Origin of the sequence: Streptococcus sp. KHUD_014 (genome assembly GCF_051106275.1) — a bacterium.
In the GTDB taxonomy this organism is placed as follows: domain Bacteria; phylum Bacillota; class Bacilli; order Lactobacillales; family Streptococcaceae; genus Streptococcus.
On record NZ_CP193666.1, the window covers coordinates 1,037,610 to 1,056,298 of the forward strand.

19 protein-coding genes are annotated in these 18,689 nt (G+C 37.4%); 9 read left to right on the forward strand and 10 right to left on the reverse strand.

Annotated features, from left to right (window positions below; all coding sequences use genetic code 11):
• The first annotated feature begins 15 nt into the window (after positions 1 to 15).
• The 5 genes from ACORHT_RS04980 (at position 16) to ACORHT_RS05000 (ending at position 3,136) form a co-directional block, all read left to right on the forward strand.
• Positions 16 to 1,131, forward strand: a complete 1,116-nt coding sequence (locus tag ACORHT_RS04980; protein ID WP_434349589.1) for a cysteine desulfurase family protein — start codon at positions 16 to 18, stop codon at positions 1,129 to 1,131.
• 4 nt (positions 1,132 to 1,135) lie between these two features.
• Positions 1,136 to 1,483, forward strand: coding sequence for a DUF1831 domain-containing protein (locus ACORHT_RS04985; RefSeq protein ID WP_414270060.1), 348 nt, complete (start codon positions 1,136 to 1,138; stop codon positions 1,481 to 1,483).
• A gap of 9 nt (positions 1,484 to 1,492) precedes the next feature.
• On the forward strand, positions 1,493 to 1,708 hold the full coding sequence (locus ACORHT_RS04990) for a DUF4649 family protein (protein WP_434349590.1): 216 nt from the start codon (positions 1,493 to 1,495) through the stop codon (positions 1,706 to 1,708).
• 81 nt (positions 1,709 to 1,789) lie between these two features.
• Entirely contained in the window at positions 1,790 to 2,431 is a 642-nt protein-coding gene (locus ACORHT_RS04995) for a redox-sensing transcriptional repressor Rex (RefSeq protein WP_414320665.1), read from the forward strand.
• A gap of 15 nt (positions 2,432 to 2,446) precedes the next feature.
• The gene (locus ACORHT_RS05000; protein ID WP_075230139.1) at positions 2,447 to 3,136 is read left to right on the forward strand and encodes a gamma-glutamyl-gamma-aminobutyrate hydrolase family protein; all 690 of its coding nucleotides are present in this window, start codon (positions 2,447 to 2,449) and stop codon (positions 3,134 to 3,136) included.
• Positions 3,137 to 3,256: 120 nt separating this feature from the next.
• Here the strand turns inward: ACORHT_RS05000 and radC are convergent, their stop codons facing one another.
• Together radC and ACORHT_RS05010 are read right to left on the reverse strand one after the other, a co-directional pair.
• Positions 3,257 to 3,937, reverse strand: coding sequence for a RadC family protein (gene radC, locus ACORHT_RS05005; protein WP_075230138.1), 681 nt, complete (start codon positions 3,935 to 3,937; stop codon positions 3,257 to 3,259).
• A 63-nt stretch (positions 3,938 to 4,000) separates the two neighbouring features.
• A complete protein-coding gene (locus ACORHT_RS05010; RefSeq protein ID WP_434349591.1) occupies positions 4,001 to 5,281 on the reverse strand; it encodes an O-acetylhomoserine aminocarboxypropyltransferase/cysteine synthase family protein in 1,281 nt (426 codons plus the stop codon).
• Positions 5,282 to 5,499: 218 nt separating this feature from the next.
• Here ACORHT_RS05010 and ACORHT_RS05015 point away from each other — a divergent pair, with 218 nt between their 5' ends.
• Positions 5,500 to 6,195 (forward strand): VIT1/CCC1 transporter family protein, encoded by a 696-nt coding sequence (locus ACORHT_RS05015; protein ID WP_434349592.1) that lies wholly within the window; start codon positions 5,500 to 5,502, stop codon positions 6,193 to 6,195.
• A 212-nt stretch (positions 6,196 to 6,407) separates the two neighbouring features.
• Here the strand turns inward: ACORHT_RS05015 and ACORHT_RS05020 are convergent, their stop codons facing one another.
• From ACORHT_RS05020 to ACORHT_RS05035, 4 genes are all read right to left on the reverse strand, one after another.
• A complete protein-coding gene (locus tag ACORHT_RS05020) occupies positions 6,408 to 6,680 on the reverse strand; it encodes a PspC domain-containing protein (protein ID WP_049503317.1) in 273 nt (90 codons plus the stop codon).
• A gap of 59 nt (positions 6,681 to 6,739) precedes the next feature.
• Positions 6,740 to 7,189 carry a SprT family protein gene (locus tag ACORHT_RS05025; RefSeq protein ID WP_434349593.1) on the reverse strand — a complete coding sequence of 150 codons (450 nt, stop codon included), beginning with the start codon at positions 7,187 to 7,189 and terminating at the stop codon, positions 6,740 to 6,742.
• Positions 7,176 to 9,305 (reverse strand): Tex family protein, encoded by a 2,130-nt coding sequence (locus tag ACORHT_RS05030; RefSeq protein ID WP_434349594.1) that lies wholly within the window; start codon positions 9,303 to 9,305, stop codon positions 7,176 to 7,178. The genes ACORHT_RS05025 and ACORHT_RS05030 overlap by 14 nt, the downstream gene beginning before the upstream one ends.
• A gap of 101 nt (positions 9,306 to 9,406) precedes the next feature.
• A complete protein-coding gene (locus ACORHT_RS05035) occupies positions 9,407 to 10,723 on the reverse strand; it encodes a DUF1919 domain-containing protein (RefSeq protein ID WP_434350826.1) in 1,317 nt (438 codons plus the stop codon).
• Between the two features lie 258 nt (positions 10,724 to 10,981).
• On the opposite strand from ACORHT_RS05035, the gene ACORHT_RS05040 reads away from it, so the two are divergent.
• The 3 genes from ACORHT_RS05040 to ACORHT_RS05050 are packed head-to-tail and all read left to right on the forward strand — an operon-like array spanning position 10,982 to position 12,831.
• Complete coding sequence (locus ACORHT_RS05040; RefSeq protein WP_000268695.1) at positions 10,982 to 11,113, forward strand: SPJ_0845 family protein; 132 nt, start codon at positions 10,982 to 10,984, stop codon at positions 11,111 to 11,113.
• Complete coding sequence (locus ACORHT_RS05045; RefSeq protein WP_434349595.1) at positions 11,114 to 12,019, forward strand: permease; 906 nt, start codon at positions 11,114 to 11,116, stop codon at positions 12,017 to 12,019.
• Positions 12,016 to 12,831 carry a TIGR03943 family putative permease subunit gene (locus tag ACORHT_RS05050; RefSeq protein ID WP_434349596.1) on the forward strand — a complete coding sequence of 272 codons (816 nt, stop codon included), beginning with the start codon at positions 12,016 to 12,018 and terminating at the stop codon, positions 12,829 to 12,831. The genes ACORHT_RS05045 and ACORHT_RS05050 overlap by 4 nt, the downstream gene beginning before the upstream one ends.
• A gap of 18 nt (positions 12,832 to 12,849) precedes the next feature.
• On the opposite strand, the gene ACORHT_RS05055 is transcribed toward ACORHT_RS05050, so the two are convergent.
• The 4 genes from ACORHT_RS05055 to ACORHT_RS05070 are packed head-to-tail and all read right to left on the reverse strand — an operon-like array spanning position 12,850 to position 18,686.
• The gene (locus ACORHT_RS05055; protein WP_434349597.1) at positions 12,850 to 13,461 is read right to left on the reverse strand and encodes a tetratricopeptide repeat protein; all 612 of its coding nucleotides are present in this window, start codon (positions 13,459 to 13,461) and stop codon (positions 12,850 to 12,852) included.
• A gap of 17 nt (positions 13,462 to 13,478) precedes the next feature.
• On the reverse strand, positions 13,479 to 14,531 hold the full coding sequence (locus ACORHT_RS05060) for a hypothetical protein (protein ID WP_434349598.1): 1,053 nt from the start codon (positions 14,529 to 14,531) through the stop codon (positions 13,479 to 13,481).
• 8 nt (positions 14,532 to 14,539) lie between these two features.
• The gene (locus ACORHT_RS05065; protein ID WP_434349599.1) at positions 14,540 to 15,316 is read right to left on the reverse strand and encodes a nucleotidyltransferase domain-containing protein; all 777 of its coding nucleotides are present in this window, start codon (positions 15,314 to 15,316) and stop codon (positions 14,540 to 14,542) included.
• A 19-nt stretch (positions 15,317 to 15,335) separates the two neighbouring features.
• The gene (locus tag ACORHT_RS05070; RefSeq protein WP_434349600.1) at positions 15,336 to 18,686 is read right to left on the reverse strand and encodes a DEAD/DEAH box helicase family protein; all 3,351 of its coding nucleotides are present in this window, start codon (positions 18,684 to 18,686) and stop codon (positions 15,336 to 15,338) included.
• Positions 18,687 to 18,689 lie beyond the last annotated feature (3 nt).

Here is an 18,689-nt window from a genome sequence, read left to right on the forward strand (position 1 = left end):
AAATAAGGTGAGCTTTTGATTTATTTGGATAATGCTGCTACGACTCCTATGTCAGCAATTGCTATCTCAGCAATGACTCAAGTCATGCAGGAAACCTATGGAAATCCTTCTAGTATTCATAGTCATGGTCGCCAAGCGGGAAAATTATTGCGTGAAGCGCGCCAAGACTTGGCATCTTTACTAGGAACTAAACCTCAACATCTTTTCTTCACTGCGGGCGGGACTGAAAGTAACAACACTGCTATTATCGGTCACTGTCTCCGTCACCAATATTTGGGCAAACACATCATTACCACTGCTATTGAGCATCATTCTGTCCTTGAGCCCATTGAATACTTGGTGGAGAATTTTGGTTTTGAAGTAACAATTTTACAACCCATAAATCAAGAAATCACTGCCCAACAAGTTCAAGAAGCTCTTCGTGATGATACTATCCTTGTCTCAACTATGTATGCCAACAATGAAACGGGTACTCTTTTACCAATTTCAGAAATTGGAGAACTTCTGAAACAGCATCAGGCAGCTTACCATGTGGATGCAGTCCAAGCAGTTGGAAAAGTTCCGATTTTACCTGAGGCTTTGGGAATTGATTTCCTAAGCGCTTCTGCCCATAAGTTTCATGGACCTAAAGGCATTGGTTTTCTTTACTCTGCTACTATGGACTTTGACTCCTACCTTCATGGTGGAGATCAGGAACAAAAGAAAAGAGCAGGAACTGAAAATCTTCCTGCAATCGTTGGAATGGTAGCAGCACTCAAAGAGGCACTTGAAAAACAGGAGCAGCATTTCAAAGAGGTGGAAGAACTAAAAAATGTATTTCTACATGAAATGACTGGGGCTGACTATTATCTTAACCAAGGAAAGGACCAGTTGCCTTATGTCCTCAATATTGGATTTCCAGGTCAAAAAAATGATTTATTGCTTCTTCGACTAGATCTTGCTGGAATTTCAATATCGACTGGTTCAGCTTGTACTGCTGGTATTGTCCAAATTAGTCATGTCCTAGAAGCTTTCTATGGACCAGAATCCCATCGCTTACATGAATCTGTTCGCATCAGCATTTCCCCTCAAAATACTACTCAAGAAATGAAACAACTTGCAGAAACTCTAAAAGAAATTATCGGAGGTTAACTCAATGGCATTCGAACAAACAATTCGTCTCAAAAATTGCCGTTACGATTATACAATCAGTCCAACTGTTAAAAAGTTTACTCTTAAAGATAACACTTTCTTTGAAACAAAGGTTGGTAATTACGAACTTACTCGTCTTCTCGAAAAGGTTCCTAATAGTGGTGAAGGTTTTCAACTTAAAATCGTTATCAATAAAGAGCTAAATGGTGCAAAAATCAATATTACCGACAAATTTGGTTTACGATTGGTAGATATCTTTAAATCTGAAGACCACCACATTCACCAAGAAAAGTTCTACTTCCTAATGGACAGCTTAGTAGAACGAGGCGTCTTTACTAAAAGCGAAAGATAGGATACAAACATGTTCCGTCTAGCTTATAAGGATTCTTATCAAATTGACCGTGTCCTAGAATATGAAGATTACGAGGCACTCATGCTTTCGCTATCAGGATGTGTGACTCTGCCTGATACGACAGTCATTACTTCTCTCACCTATAATGGAAAAGAAATCTATCAGGGACTTCTAGGAAATCTCTATCACTTTCTATCTCGAAATGATATAAGCAAGATAAACTAAGATTTTTCTTAGTTTTTTCTTGTTTTTGTTGATTTTTTCACAATCTTTCTATAAAATAGTAGTTAGAAAGGTTGTGATTTTGTGAAAGAAAAACAGTCCACTATTCCTAAAGCAACAGCAAAGAGACTTTCTCTTTATTACCGTATCTTCAAAAGATTTAATGCCGAAAAGATTGAAAGAGCAAACTCAAAACAAATTGCCGAGGCGATTGGAATTGATTCTGCTACTGTTCGACGAGACTTCTCCTACTTTGGCGAACTTGGTCGTCGTGGTTTTGGCTATGATGTTAAAAAGCTAATGACCTTTTTTGCTGATCTTCTGAATGATAATTCGATTACAAATGTCATGCTTGTTGGTATTGGTAACATGGGACATGCCCTACTCCACTACCGTTTCCATGAACGCAATAAAATGAAAATCATTATGGCTTTTGATTTGGACGATCATCCTGAAGTTGGAACTCAAACTTCTGATGGTATTCCAATTTATGGAATTTCCCAAATCAAAGATAAAATAAAAAATGCAGATGTAAAAACTGCTATCCTAACTGTTCCTAGCGTCAAATCACAAGAAGTAGCTAATCTCCTGGTTGAAGCTGGTATCAAAGGGATTCTAAGCTTTTCACCTGTTCATCTCCAACTACCGAAAGATGTTGTTGTCCAGTATGTTGATTTAACGAGTGAATTGCAAACTCTCCTCTATTTCATGCGAAAAGAGGATTAGAAAGCGAAAGCATATATGACCAAAGCAATTATTGGGATTTCTGGAAATGAAAAAACTCATCCTGATGATGAGTTGATGATGAGTTATTGTATCAAGGGGTTTGTCGAAGGTGTCAAAGAAGCAGGTGGTATACCTCTTATTTTACCCATCGGTGATGAAGACATGGCTCGTGCTTATGTTTCAATGGTAGATAAGCTCATCCTTACTGGTGGGCAAAATGTCGATCCTAAGTTTTATGATGAAGAAAAGACCATTGATAGTGATGACTACCACTTACAAAGAGATATCTTTGAGTTAGCTCTGATAAAAGAAGCTATCCAGCAAAATAAAGCCATTTTTTCTGTTTGTCGTGGGACTCAACTCTTTAATGTTGCTATGGGTGGTACCTTGTTTCAAGATATTGAAGACCACTGGCAAGACTCTACTGCCGAATACACCACTCAGCGCTTGGCAACAGAGCCAGATAACATTCTTAGAGAGATTTACGGGGAAATCTCCCATATCAATTCATTCCACCACCAGAGCATTAAGGACTTGGCTCCTAATCTCAAGGTTATCGCCTATGATCCAAAAGATAACATCATCGAGGCAGTAATGACAACTGATCAGATTCGCTTTCTCGGTGTTCAATGGCATCCTGAGAGTCTCTATGAAAATCGTCCTAAGGATAAGAAGCTCTTTGACTATGTCGTTAATAAATTGTAAGTGGCTGGAGCAAAAAGGTTTAAAAAAGAAAAAGGCATTATTTCAGGTGTTCAAAAAGCTCGAAATGATGCTTTTTATTATGTAATTATTTTCCATAAGATGAGTTTTGTCTAAATTATTTTATATGAGGTCTGTCTTCTCACGATAACTAAAATAATCGGAGTGTGAGACAATTAGATGGTCCAATAAGACCAAACCCATTAATTCACAGGCTTCTTTGACAAGCTTCGTAACATGGTCATCATTTCTACTTGGCATGACAGCACCAGATGGATGATTATGAACCAGTATCACAGATGTTGCCATATGCTTTAGAGCATAGTGGAGAATTTCCCGTGGTTCAGCAATACTTCTAGTAGCTGACCCGATAAAAATAGTTTGCTGATGAATGATTTGATTTTGAGTATTAAGATAGAGCGCCACCAGGTGCTCTTGTTTTTTATCTCCCAGCTCAGCTTGCATCTTTTTAGCCAACTTTTGACTACTGAGAATACTCTCTGCCTCAATGGTTTCTTGTTTATGAATACGATGGCCCAGTTCAATCATGGCTTGCAACTCAATAGCTTTCACTCTACCAATACCTGATAATCCCTGTAGTTCTTGTAGGGTCATTTTTTTCAAATCAGTTAAGCAACTTAATTGATTCAATACTTTTTGAGCGATTTCAAAAACAGTAGATTGACGAGTTCCTGTTCTGAGTAAAATAGCTAGTAATTCCTGATTACTCAGACTTTCTACTCCTTCTGTCACCAGGCGTTCTCTTGGCAAGAGCGAATCTTCTTGAAATGAAATACTATACATAAAAATCCTCCTCACTTTATTATTCGTGAGAAGGATTTATAATTCAATAAAAACTAGTTATTTTTAGATTTTTTCAAGAGCTAGTCGCAAATCTTCAATCAAATCATCGACATTTTCAAGACCGATTGAAAGACGGATTTGATTTTTAGTTACTCCTGCTGCTTCTAGATCAGTGTCAGACAACTGGGCATGAGTTGTAGTTGCTGGATGAACGACCAATGATTTTGCATCTGCTACGTTGGCAAGGTTTGAAAAGATTTCTAAGTTATCAATCACCTTACGCGCTTCTGCTTCTCCACCTTTAACATGGAAGGTAAAGATTGAACCAACACCTTTTGGTAAATATTTCTCCGCCAAGGCATGGTAAGGGCTATCAGCTAATTTTGGATAGTTAACTTTTTCAACCTTTGGATGGTTAACAAGGAAATCAACGATTTTTTCAGCGTTTTGAACATGGCGTTCAACACGGAGAGATAGTGTTTCAAGACCTTGTAGGAGCAAGAATGAGTTAAATGGTGAAAGGGCAGCTCCCATATCGCGAAGCAATTGAACACGAGCAGCAACGATAAAGGCTGCAGCACCTACATCTCGAGTATAGCTCAAATTATGGTAGCTTGGATCTTCATTGACAAATTGAGGGAATTTCCCTGAAGCTACCCAGTCAAACTTCCCACTATCAACGATAACACCACCGATTGTTGTACCGTGACCTCCGATAAACTTAGTAGCCGAGTGAACTGCGATATCTACACCGTGAGAAAAGACATTGATGAGGTAAGGTGTTGCAAATGTATTGTCAGCAACCAATGGAATCTGGTGTTTATGAGCAATTTCAGCTATTTTTTCAATATCAGGAATGTTGATGACTGGATTTCCCAAGGTTTCAATCAAAACAAGTTTGGTATTATCTTTAATCGCTTCTTCTACTTCTTCTAGATTATCGATATCAACAAAAGTTGTGGTGATTCCGTAACGAGGAAGGGTTTCTTTCAAAAGGTTAAAGGTACCACCGTAGATAGTTGAAGCGGCAACAACATGATCACCCGCGTGAGCTAGTCCAAGAATGGTATAAGTAAGAGCCGCCATTCCAGAAGCTGTGGCGAGGGCTCCTACACCACCTTCAAGAGCTGCAATACGCTCTTCAAAGGCTGAAGTTGTTGGATTGGTAATACGAGTATAGATATTACCAGCCTTCTGAAGTGCAAAAAGTTCTGCACCTTCTTGTGTATCTTCAAAGACAAAGGATGTTGTTTGGTAAATTGGTACAGCACGAGACTTGGTAGTAGCGTCTACCACTTGTCCTGCATGCAATTGAAGAGTTTCAAATTTAAATTCGCGAGTCATTATCAGACCTCCAAAGATTTCATTAAATTAATTGTATCATCTATGACAGTCAGTTACAAATACAACTTTGTTATATATTGGCATAAGCAATAGCTATGGCTATGCCTGATTGAGAAAAATAGCAATCTTTTATTAGAATTGTAGAACTTTTTTCAGATAGTTAAAAATGTTTGTTTTCACTTCTCCTATACTTTATACTAGATATAAAGGAGAATACTATGTCAGAAAATAAACATGAAATAGATACAAACTTTGCTGGTCGTTTAAATATCCTACGTGCTGGTGTTCTTGGAGCTAATGACGGGATTATTTCCATTGCAGGTGTTGTTATCGGGGTTGCCAGTGCAACCAGCAATATCTGGATTATTTTCCTCTCAGGTTTAGCAGCAATCTTAGCTGGTGCCTTTTCTATGGCTGGAGGCGAGTATGTCTCTGTATCTACTCAAAAAGACACTGAGGAAGCCGCTGTAGCGCGTGAACAATTACTTTTGGATAAGGATCTCGAAGCTGCAAAAAAATCCCTCTATGCTGCTTATCTTCAAAATGGTGAGTGTGAAACTTCAGCTCAACTTTTAGTCAATAAAGCTTTTCTTAAAAATCCACTTAAAGCCTTGGTTGAAGAAAAATACGGAATCGAGTATGAAGAGTTTACAAATCCTTGGCATGCTGCTGCATCTAGCTTCATCGCTTTTGTTCTTGGTAGTTTACCACCAATGCTTTCCGTTATAATCTTTCCAAGTGACTACCGAATCCCTGCTACTGTCTTTATCGTTGCGATTTCTCTATTAGTTACCGGTTACACCAGTGCTAAACTCGGGAAAGCCCCAACCAAAACAGCTATGATTCGTAACCTTTGTATCGGTTTGTTGACCATGGGAGTGACCTATCTGTTTGGACAATTGTTTAGTATTTAAAAAAGAGAGTGGGACAGAAATCGGTAATTCGTTAGAATTCGATTTCGTCGTCCCCCCTCCGCACAGTTGGGTAGGGCTGTAAAAGCTGATGAAATCAGTGTAGTAGAGCCCACTCAACCACTGCATCTTGCTCGGCAATCCAAAGACAATTGAGAGGCTAGGACTTTTGTCCCAGCCTCTTTTGCTATCAAAATATAGACAGTTAATTTAAATTACCAAAACCAACCTTCGTCATCATTGATAGGTTGAGCTTCTTTAATCTTGCGTGGGCCTGTTCCATACATTTCAGCTTCGATATCTTCCTTTGTTGGTAGGATAGAAGCTAAGATAATGTAGATAATAATTCCGAGTCCAAAGTTTGCGATTGTAAAGATTGCAAAAAGGAAACGAACTAGGGTTACATCAAGATTCCACTTATCAGATAGACCTGCAAGAACACCTGATATCATGCGATTTCTTCTCATTTTATAAAATTTTGTATTCATAATTTATTCCTCTTTCGGATTTCTTAATCTTAGTATAGCACTAAGCTAGATTTGCTACATCAGTCCTTAGGCCGATTTAACAAGAGGAGCTTTCCACGACAGAGACCACAACGATAACGCTTGATATCGATTTTTCGCTTTCTTTGATAGATTTGGTGACAAGTCTGACAAGTATAGACTAAGCTTGGCTTTTGATTGGCACTTGATAAGGGAGGAACAAAGCGGAGACCATCGACCTCTTTTAGAAGTTGCTTAAAGGCTAAATCCTTATGCTGATATCCTTTACCTTCAAAATAAAGATGATAATGGCAGAGCTCATGTCGAACGATTTTCCGAAAAACCTCTAAACCAAGCTCTTGATATACCTTGGGATTAAAATCCAAATGACCATCTTTAGGGAAAAACCGTCCACCTGTCGACCGTAGACGAGTATTCCATTGAGCTTGGTGTTTGAAAGGTTTTCCAAAATCTTCTATAGAAACCTGTTTAACGTAATCAGTTAGATTCATTAGGTGCAAGAAGCGACAGATTCACTTTTTCGCGGTCAGTATCTATTTTTTTAACCCAAACGGTTACCAAATCGCCGACCGATACTACTTGACTTGGATGTTTGATAAATTTCTTGCTCATGTGAGAGATATGAATCAGGCCATCCTCGTGAATACCAATGTCAACAAAGGCACCGAAGTCAACGACGTTACGAACAACGCCCTCAAGCTTCTGACCAACTTTCAAGTCTTTGATATCCAAGACATCCTGCCGAAGGACTGGAGCATCAAAAGAATCACGGAAATCACGTCCTGGTTTTAAAAGATCTGCAATAATATCTTTAAGAGTTTCTTGACCGAGGTCTAATTCTTGGGCCATTTCATTGATTGAAATAGATTTGAGTTTGGCTTGCGCTTCTTCATTTAGGTCTTTAATGTCCAAACGTTTGAAGAGTTCCTTAACAGCAGCATAGTTTTCTGGGTGAACACCTGTGTTATCAAGGATATTGCTACTTTCAGGGATACGGAGGAAACCTGCAGCCTGTTCAAAGGCTTTAGCACCTAAGCGAGGGACTTTCTTGATTTGGGCGCGTGAAGTGATTTTTCCTTCTTCTTCACGATACTTAACGATATTTTCAGAGATGGTTTTGTTAAGTCCTGCAACATGTGAAAGCAAGGCTGGACTAGCTGTATTGATATTGACACCGACTTGGTTAACAACTGTATCTACCACGAAATCAAGACTTTCAGATAGTTTTTTCTGACTAACATCGTGCTGATACTGGCCAACACCGATGGATTTAGGGTCAATTTTAACCAATTCAGCAAGTGGATCTTGCAAACGACGAGCGATTGAGATAGCAGAACGTTTTTCAACGGTTAGTTCTGGAAACTCCTGACGGGCAAGTTCACTAGCTGAGTAGACAGACGCACCACTTTCATTGACAATGACATAGCTGACCTCTGGAAAATTCTTAAGTACTTCAGCTACAAAAGCTTCACTTTCACGACTGGCAGTCCCATTTCCGATAGCGATGATTTCAACACTGTATTGACCAATCAAATCTGATAAATCTCTCTTTGCTTCTTCAATCTGACGAGCTGAAGCTGGTTTGACGGGATAAATGACTTGCGTTGTCAGCATCTTCCCGGTCGCATCAACGACTGCAAGCTTGGCACCTGTACGAAAGGCAGGGTCAAATCCAAGAACCACGCGCCCTTTCAGCGGAGCAACCAAGAGCAGATTGCGCAAATTATCAGAAAAGAGTTGAATAGCTCCTTCTTCTGCCTTCTCTGTTAGTTCAGTACGAATACGACGCTCAATAGCAGGTAATACTTTTTTCTTAACAGATTGCTGAATAACTTCCTCAATATAGGCATTCCTAACCTTGAAACGAGTTCCGAAAAATGCTAGGATTCGGTCAGTCTCATGTTCAAAGCCAACTTTTAATACACCTAGTTTTTCTCCACGATTGAGAGCCAAGGTCCGATAGCCCTGCATGGTTGCTATAGTTTCTGAGAAATCATAGTAAATTTGAAATACTAGCTTTTCATCCAGGCTTTCGTCTTTGACCTGAGACGTGATTTTAGAATTTTCAAGGACTTCTCGATAAGCAATAGCACGAAGTGTAGGATCCTCAGAAAGTGCTTCAACTAGGATATCTACTGCTCCAGCCAAGGCTTCTTTGCCACTAGAAAAACCTTCACAGACAAATTTTTCTGCTTCTCCTTCTAAGTTGGGAACATTTTGTAAAATCAAGCGAGCAAGAGGAAAGAGTCCAGCCTCACGCGCAATGGTTGCCTTGGTCCGACGTTTTTCTTTATAGGGAAGATAGAGTTCTTCTACATCTGCAAGTTTTTCAGCTGATAGAATTGCTTCTTCTAACTCCTTAGTTAGCTTGCCTTGCTCTTTGATTTTTGCTAAGACCGCTTCCTTACGATCATTGAGATTGGTTAGACTTTTATCAAGGTCGATAATAGCTTTAATAGCTACCTCATCTAAGCTTCCAGTCATGTCCTTACGATAACGTGCAATAAAGGGAATGGTAGCACCTTCAGCTGTCAAAGATAAGACAGTATCAATCTGCTTTAAGGTTACACCCAAATCTTGGGAAATTTTTTCATATTTTTTATCCATGAAACTATTATACCATAAGCTAAACGTTTCAAATTAACTCGTAGAACATTTAAAAAATATGTAGGGAATAGATTTATATGCTATAGCGCAATAACTGGTACTTAAAGAGCATTGCCACCTTTTTTTAACCAAGCCATGATATCAAAAGTATTTAATGGATCAGACATAATAGCCAGTTCTGGAAGATGTTCCTGACCTGGAATAACACATTGACTTTTTAAATTTTTATATGGACGATTGACTAAAATTAATTTATTAGAATAAGGAAGATTATCCATCTTACTTAGAATTTCTTCACTAGCTGAATCTTTATTATCAAATTTAAAATATAGATTATCCCAATTTATGCGTTTTTTTCTTTTTTCCCACTTAGTCCGTGCTTCTTCAATACTAGAATAATGTAGAAAATGAATATCTATATCTCCTAAGTGCCCCAAAGGATAAACTTCATGGGTCCAGCTCGGTGAAACAAGTTCCTCTTCGAAAACAAGTTCTTGTTCCATATAGTACCGAAAATCCTTTGTAAGTTTATAATAATCATCAGGAAGAATAAATAAACCAACAAAAGGTGTTCTATATTGAAAACCAAGTTGTTTATAAATTAATCCTCCAACACAATTATTACTTATAATCGTAAAATCTAATCTATCAAGGTCAAGAAAAGGGAAAATTCCTTTCTCTGCAGCTATCAACTTATGATAAACAATTTCAGAATCTAAATGTTCACCGTCATTTTTTAACCAAGCACTAAAATTTGCCAATTCTTGAATATATTGTTTTTTCGAACTTTCTATATCATAGTTTTCTAAGACGGCACAATCTTTGATTCTATTTTCATAATTTTCTAATATGATTTTGTAGGAATCTTTGAGAGGTTTAACATCTACAACAGGTTTATAGATATATGTCGGGAAATTAATATAGGTTGCAGTTTTAGAGTGAATATAAAGTCTCCAAATAAGGTTGTTTATATCAAATTGATTTATTTTTCGTAAAAGCTTACTATTGAATAATTTTCCAAATAATGAGCAATATTGTTTTCTAATTCGATGATCTGTATCATCCATCTTTTGCAAAACTTGAACATTCGTTAAATTTTCTGTCAACCAATTATCCCCCCAAGGATAAAAGTAAAATACTCCATCATTCAAATCAGCAAAATGACCAAGAACAACATCAGAATCGGATAATCTTATCGCATGGTACATCTTTTCAAATGTCCAATCAAATAATGAATCATTTGAAGATAGAAACGTAATATAATCACCTGTAATCATATCAGACAACTCAGAAAAAGAATTCTCATCTATAATCTTAATATTAAATGATAGATCCATCTGTTGGCTAATGGAAACTATCTCCTCTGTAGATTGATTTACAATAATAACCTCTATATCTTTTAATGTTTGTCTTTCCACTATTGACAAAGACTCTAATAAACTATTTCTGTCTCCTTGATGTAACAAAACAACACTAATTGAGTAAGTCAATTTGACTACCTCCCATAATTTTCTGATAATGATATTCTTTTTATTTAATTATAGCACAATTATGATATATATCAGGTAATATCAAGCTATATTATCTCTTAGCTACTCAATTTGAAATTTTAACTTTACCCTTTTCCTTAAAATAATAGTATAATAGTGTTAACTAAAAGAATCGAGGTATGCCTTATGGCTGTTAAATTTACAAAAACTGATGACTTAGATAAGATGTTCGAAGAATTCGCTAAACTCCCTGATTTGAAGCAAGTGACTTTCCCAGATGACAAAGAAAAGAAAGATAAGGCAGAAAAGAAAAAATAGATGACTATCTTTCAATCTCTACCCTCTAGTCTTTTACAAACTGGCGCTATTTTTCTATCAATTATCATTGAAGCTTTACCCTTTGTCTTAATTGGTAGCATCATCTCTGGTGCCATTGAAGTCTATGTGACTCCTGAGAAGGTCTATAAATTTCTCCCTAAAAACCGCCTAGGGAGAATCTTTTTTGGTAGCTTCATCGGTTTTCTATTTCCCTCTTGTGAGTGTGGAATTGTTCCGATCGTCAATCGTTTTTTGGAGAAGAAGGTTCCAAGCTATACAGCTGTACCTTTTTTAGTAACGGCTCCTATCATCAATCCTATCGTACTTTTTGCGACTTACTCAGCTTTTGGTAATTCAATTCAAATGGTTTTCCTAAGAACTTTGGGCGCAATTCTAGTTGCTACTATATTGGGTGTCTTTCTTGGATTTTTCTGGGAGGAACCTATCCAAAAAGAAAATAGACTTGCTTGCCATGATCATGATTTTTCTCACTTGACTAAAAGTCAAAAAATGCTTCAGGTCTTTATCCAAGCTATTGATGAATTCTTTGATATGGGGCGTTACTTGGTCTTTGGCTGTCTGTTTGCCAGCATTGTCCAGGTCTATGTACCAACTCGGATCCTGACTTCTATCAGTGCAACACCACTCCTTGCTATCGTTCTCTTGATGGTCCTATCCTTCCTTCTATCACTCTGTAGTGAAGCGGATGCCTTTATCGGATCTTCTCTTCTATCAAGTTTTGGCTTTGCTCCAGTGCTTGCCTTTCTGGTTATAGGTCCCATGCTTGATGTCAAGAACCTACTCATGATGAAGAATTATCTCAAAACTCGCTTTATTTGGCAGTTCATGGCAATTGTAACTCTTGTTGTTCTTGTCTATTCTTATCTAGTCGGGGTGATGCTATGATTCGATTTTTTATCTTATTTGGCTATTTTATCTTAACCCTTTATCTGCACCTATCAGGTAAGCTCAATCAGTATATAAACCTCCACTACTCTTATCTTGCATATATCAGCATGGGTTTGTCATTGTTACTAGCCATCGTTCAAGCCTATATTTACTTCAAGCGTTTGAAAGAACATAGTCACTTACATAGTTTTTCAGCAAAGCTTGCTAGTTTTGTCCTCTTAAGTTTGCCCTTGTTAGTTGGATTTACATTTCCAACTGTCACTCTGGATTCACAAACAGTATCGGCAAAAGGATATTATTTCCCTTTGTCGGAAGGAACTGACAAGGCAATCCAAGCAAGTGAAGGTACCAGCAGTCAGTATCTTAAGCCGGATACCAGTCGCTTTTATTCACAAACAGCTCATGAAAATATTATTCGGAAGGCTGCTGATAAATACTTAACCCAATCAAGCATTGTCATCAAGGATGAGAATTACTTGGAAGTCATGGAGGTCATCTACGATTTTCCAAATGAATTTGAAGGTAAGGAAATCGAGTTTACTGGATTTATCTACAACGATCCCAATTACTCTAATAGTCAATTTGTCTTTCGTTTTGGTATCATGCACTGTATCGCTGATTCAGGAGTTTTTGGACTTTTGACTACAGGAAACAACAATCAGTATGAAAATAACACTTGGGTGAGAGTCAAAGGTAAGATTAGCAATCGCTATCACAAGGAACTCAACCAAGTCCTCCCAACCCTTGAAATTCAATCCTTTGTAAAAATCGATAAACCAGAGAATCCTTATGTTTATAAAGAATTTTAAAAAAGTAGCCTGAGTGGGCTACTTTTTCTTGTTTAGTAAGATTTTAACTTCTCGGGGTCCGACCTGATCGCCTGCTTTTTCAAAAAGTTCGATAGCTTGTAAAAAATTCTCTTGCGATTTTTCTGAATTTTCAGCAGAATAAATCTCACCTAAACCTCTATAGGAACAGGCTTGAGCTATCAGATCATCTGTTTGTAATGCTTGCTTTAAGGACTGTTCCATATACATGATTGCTTTTGCTATTTCCCCTAGTTTTAATCGTAAATAACCTTGCTCATAATTATTGACAGAAGATTTGAGTGTATCCTCTGAAAAAGATTTTTCAATGATTTCTCGCTCTTTATCGATATAGTTAAGAGCCGTTTGATAGTCATTCATCTCACGATAAACCATAGCTAACTGGTGATAGCCTATATGTTCATTTTCTTTATCTTGACTTGATATTGCTACTTTAAGATAGTTTTGATAAATCAGCAAAGCTTCTTGATAGTCTTTTTCAAAGAGCTTGATATAACCCATCAAATTGAGAAGGCTATAATCCTTGCAAGTTTCTAACGAGAAAGTTTCTGAGACTAATTTCTTTGCCTCTTCAATCTTCCCCTCAAACAATAATTCCCAGGCTTGATTCATACTTATAATCCTCCATCTTATGTAGTATAGAAATCAATCGACAAATCACTATCAGACTCATATTTTTTCCATGCTAAGCTAAAGCCATAATAGTCTTCAAATTCTGGATGCCAGTCATAATAAAGTGGGATACGGCTATATTTTCTTGCAACTACTTCATCTTCAAATTCAGGAGACTCTCCCGCAGTAATTCCAAATTGAAGGCCATTTAATTCCCAGGTGTTTCCCCAAACATTTTCGTCTGATAGAACGTCAATCCAACGAGAGGCGTCAATATCAAAATCTGCACATAATTCAAGTTCTAACAATTTTCTGTAGTTTACCTTGGCAGGCTTTATATAAAAAGCTCCATCAACCTGATACTTTTTATCTTTAACTTGAATTTGTGTGATTTTCATCGGAATTGGAACTCTATTTAACTCCAACCAAAAATAGCCTAGAGGAGTTTTGATTGCATGGTAAATTTGTTTAGACTCTATTTTTACTTTTTTCGAGCAAGCTTTTAGAATTTTTCCATGCTCAAGTATATTTTTACAAACTATTTTTGAAGTCTCGGGATCAAAAATAGAATACCTACGGATAACCCTTTTTAACTTTTCAGCGGGATAAGTGATATCTCTTGGGAAAGCATGATATTTCTGGACTACCAGAGCTATTTTTTCAATATTTTCCTTACCAGTTGGTACAATCACACCATGCCCAATCTGAATAGTTGGATCATCACAGATATAAGTATACCCATTTCCACCTTCTTGAAACTCAACGACAACGAGATTCAACTCCTGATCAGGATCGAAAAGTGGTTCTGCTTTTGCACTGGTCTGGCACTCATAAAAAGTGAAACAATCTTTATTATCCTCTTCACCAAAGACCATAAAACTACCACAATTTGGGCATTTCCACATATAGAAGGAAGCCTCTGAAATGTCTTCATAGGAAATTGTATCATTACCATCTTTTTTATTCATGATTTCTACTAATAACTCATCCGAATAAACCGAATAAGCATTTGGATCAGGGGCTTTGTGGTCGTTCATTGCTTGACCACATCTACAAGTCCATTTTCCCATAATTAACCTCAGTCACGACTTAATTCTTCAAGGAAAAATTGATTGAGAGCTTTCCAGTCTTTCTTTTCCTCTGTAACACTTTGGACGTAGTAATCCAGCTCTTGGATATTTTTGATGATAAAGTCCTGAATTGGCTCTATCGGCTCAATTTCCATACCTTCAGGTCCCTTTACCTTTATATCAAGCAATCTAGACACATGCTCTTTCATTTCATCAGGGAGGAGTTCTTTGACCAAATCATCAAACAAAATCGGTGGAACAGAATGATGTTTTTCAATCCAACGACAAGCTAAAATAGGACGAAGTGCATAGAAATACTTTTTAGGTTTGACCTTATCTCCTGAAAGATACTTATTCATTTGAGTTCTAGCAGTATTCAAGTAATGGTGGAGCATCTTTTTCTCGGAAAAATACTGACTGACAAGCGGACGGATACGGTCAATAAAGCCTTCGTCTTGCTGGTAAACGATTGGCGACTGTAACCACTCAAAGAGGGTTGGATTTGACTTATAAAGCAACTTTAAAGCCTTGTCCAAATCCCAGCCACTCACATCCCAAGTATCGTCAATTGGTAGTTCGATGACATCGCGATGATCGTTCAAGCTTAGATAAAAATCTTGCTTGTGCTTGTATACAAAACGCACATCAAAATCACTATCTGGAGACTCAAAGCCCCAAGCGCGACTACCAGACTCAATTGCCCACAAAACAGTAACATCATAATCACGCTCAATTTCTGCTAGTTTTTCAGGTACCAAAACATTCATTTCTTCTTGTGTTTGCATGGTGGTTCTCTTTCTATATTCAAGCTACTTCTTCAGCTCGATTATTGATTAAGTCAATTGTTTGGACAATATTCCTCAATACTGGTATTTGATGTTGAAATAGTACTTGTACGGATCCATAAGATTTAAACGGTTCTTGTGTCAGCATTGACTTATCCATATAACCATTTTCAACGACATAATCGACAATTAATTTCACAAAAGAAATTTGCTTAGCATTAAGGCTTTCATCTGACAAGAACTTAGAAAACACTTGATTAGCGGCCTCTCTATTCAAACCAATAATCTCCCGCACCAATCTAGGAATAGCCTTGTTCTCATAGTGCTGCTGATAGTCAGTTTTACTTCCTAATTTTTCCCATAATAGAGTTTCTAATGCTAATAAATCTTGCGGAGTCAACCTCTTGTTATAATACAATTTAGAAATTGCTTCCTCATCCAAATGAGCTTTCAAATAATGCTCAACTTTTTCGTTATAGGATCGAAGATCATTTACCTGCAAATAAGGAGTGGTTTCATAAACAGTAGAAAGAATTCGATCTTCAAAATTGACATAATATATTATTCGGCTCGTTTTATCTAAGAATTGCAATAAATCCCTTAGAGAAAGGCGTATTTTTTCAAGTTCAGACAAGCTTACTTCCTCCCAAAATTCAGGTTCTTGAACTTTCCTGATAATTTCAGCCTGTGCAAAGACCTGAGGGATATTGCCAACAGAAGCAAGAGCCTGAGCAGTTTTCATAACTTGAGATATATGAGTCCGTGATGGCTTAGAGGTCAGTTGTCCTACTTGAATTTCTAACATCCATAAATCAAAGCGTCTCGCCATTTCATTTTCTTTATCTTCATCAAACATGAGAGGAGATATATGAGTATGAAGATTTTCACATGAAATCATTGTAAGATTTTGCCAATTTTCTAATTTCTTATAGGTATAAACCATATCTAAGACCATACGAACTCTAAAGTCTAACTCATTCAAATCCTCTACATGACTATGAAGTTCTGAGACGAGTTGCTGACGATACTCTCTTGCAAATGGATCCTCTTGATAGTGAAGGTCTTGCAGTTCACGAATCAAGTCCACCTTGATATTAAACAAACGCTGTGTTAAGGGAACAATATGACGTCCATTTCCTTCTCTCGGATCTGCTTTGAAGTATTCAAAGTTGTCACCATAATCAAATACCAAGAAGTTTTCCTTATCCTGATCAGGTCCAAACAAATCTTTACAGAGACGCGTTCCACGACCAATCATCTGCCAAAATTTTGTTTTTGAGCGAACTTTCTTGAAAAAGACTAAATTGACAACCTCTGGAACATCAATACCTGTATCCAACATGTCAACTGAAATTACAATTTGAGGGTATTTCTCTTTGATTTTAAAATCATCAATCAAGGTCTGATAATGTTTAATACTGTAATCAATCACCTGAGCATAGTCGCTCCCCTTTTCAGGATATCGTTTATTAAAAATCTCTCTAATAAATTCAGCATGATGATGATTCTTTGCAAAGATGATAGTTTTTCCAATCTCATCACCCGAAGCCGTCTGAATCCCTCTCGTCATTAGTTCATCTAGAACAATCTCTACTGTACCTTTATTAAAAATAAAGGAATTAAAAGCTCCAGCATCAATGTCTTTTTCTAGACTATCATCTTCAAATTGGCTATCAAAATATTCTTTATCTTCTTGGGATAGATCATCGTAATGAAGCCCATCTGTAGGTAATTCTAACTTGGTTTCAATCGAATGATAGGATACCAAGTAGCCATCCTCAACAGCCTTTTCAAGATCATAAGCATAGGTAGGAACACCATTTTCCAAGTTAAAAAATCCATAAGTATTTTTATCAAGATCCTGACGAGGTGTGGCCGTTAAGCCTACGATTCTAGCATCAAAATAATCAAAAATGGCCTTGTATTTTTGATAAATGGAGCGGTGGGACTCGTCAATAATGATAAGATCAAAATGACCAACAGTGAAAGGGCGTTGAATGACTTCTTCCTGATCACTAATAGCTCCAATCATGGTCGGATAAGTAGAAAACACCATACGACTTGATCGTGCCCCAGCTTTATCCTCTAAAAAGTTACAAACCGAAAGATCTGGAAGTAATTTCCTAAATGAATCATAGGCTTGTTTTACAAGAGATGTTCGGTCAGCTAGAAAGAGAACATTTTTGACCCAATTATGACGTGAAAGGATATCAACAAGAGAGACTGCTGTTCGAGTTTTCCCAGAACCAGTTGCCATTACCAAAAGAGCTTGTCTTCGATTGTTAGAAAAAGCCTCACAAACACTTGCAATCGCATGTTTCTGGTAATATCTTCCAGAGATATCGTCTCTGATTTTACTAGAAATATCCTCAAGTGGTTTTTGCAAATGTCGTCTATCCATCAATAATTGCAATTCATCTTGAGAATAGAATCCTGCGACCTGGCGACGATTTACACCATCAAGAATGTAGTGCTTGAGGCTATTTGTAATAAAACAAATCGGTTGGTAACCTATTTGTTCCTCTAGCGCTTTAGCATATTCCTTAACTTGTACTTCACCGACTTCTGGATTAACTGCAGCCTTTTTGGCTTCAATAATTGCTAAAATCTTTCCATTTTTACCATAAAGGACATAATCGCAATAACCTGTTCCTGAGCCGTGTTTCAGTCCATTAACAGCGACTTCAACTCGACAATTTTCTTCAAATGTCCAACCCGCTAAGCGTAAATCAATATCAATAAAGAGTTTTCTCGTCTCAGCCTCAGATAACTGATCGATATGAAAGGAAACCTCTTGCCGTTGAGCAGCAGTTTCACGTTTTTCTGTATAATTCTCTTGAACTTCCAAGGACTGGACAGCCATTTGTTCATGAAAGTCAGGCATAACAGGTAAACTGTCTTGCAGTTCCACCATGGCTTGTGGTGTTTCTCTTTTCTTGACATTCTCTGAAATTGGCAATAACTTCTCGTCAAAATAACGTTCCACAAATTCATTGCTGTAGCAGTAATCAATAAAGTTTACGAACTGGTACAAATGATGTAAGGCTAAAATCGCTTCGCGTTCCTTGATCTCCCCACCATGAGCAGCATGATTACCCCAACGTATCAAGAGAACCATTTGACTATGAAGCTCTGGATCTACGATTTCTCTAAAGTCATCATCCCACACCAATGAAGACAAGGTAGCACGATAGGGGGCTTCCAAATAGGAATCATGGCTATAAATCCAATGAACAGCCTGCTCCAAGGCACGACGCGCCATGAAAGCTGTCGCTACAGTGGATGTCCCAATCATATTTTCAGCTTCTATACAGGGCCTCGAAAAAGATTCATACTCCTCGTTATTTAAAAGAAAATCAAAATTTCCCATTTT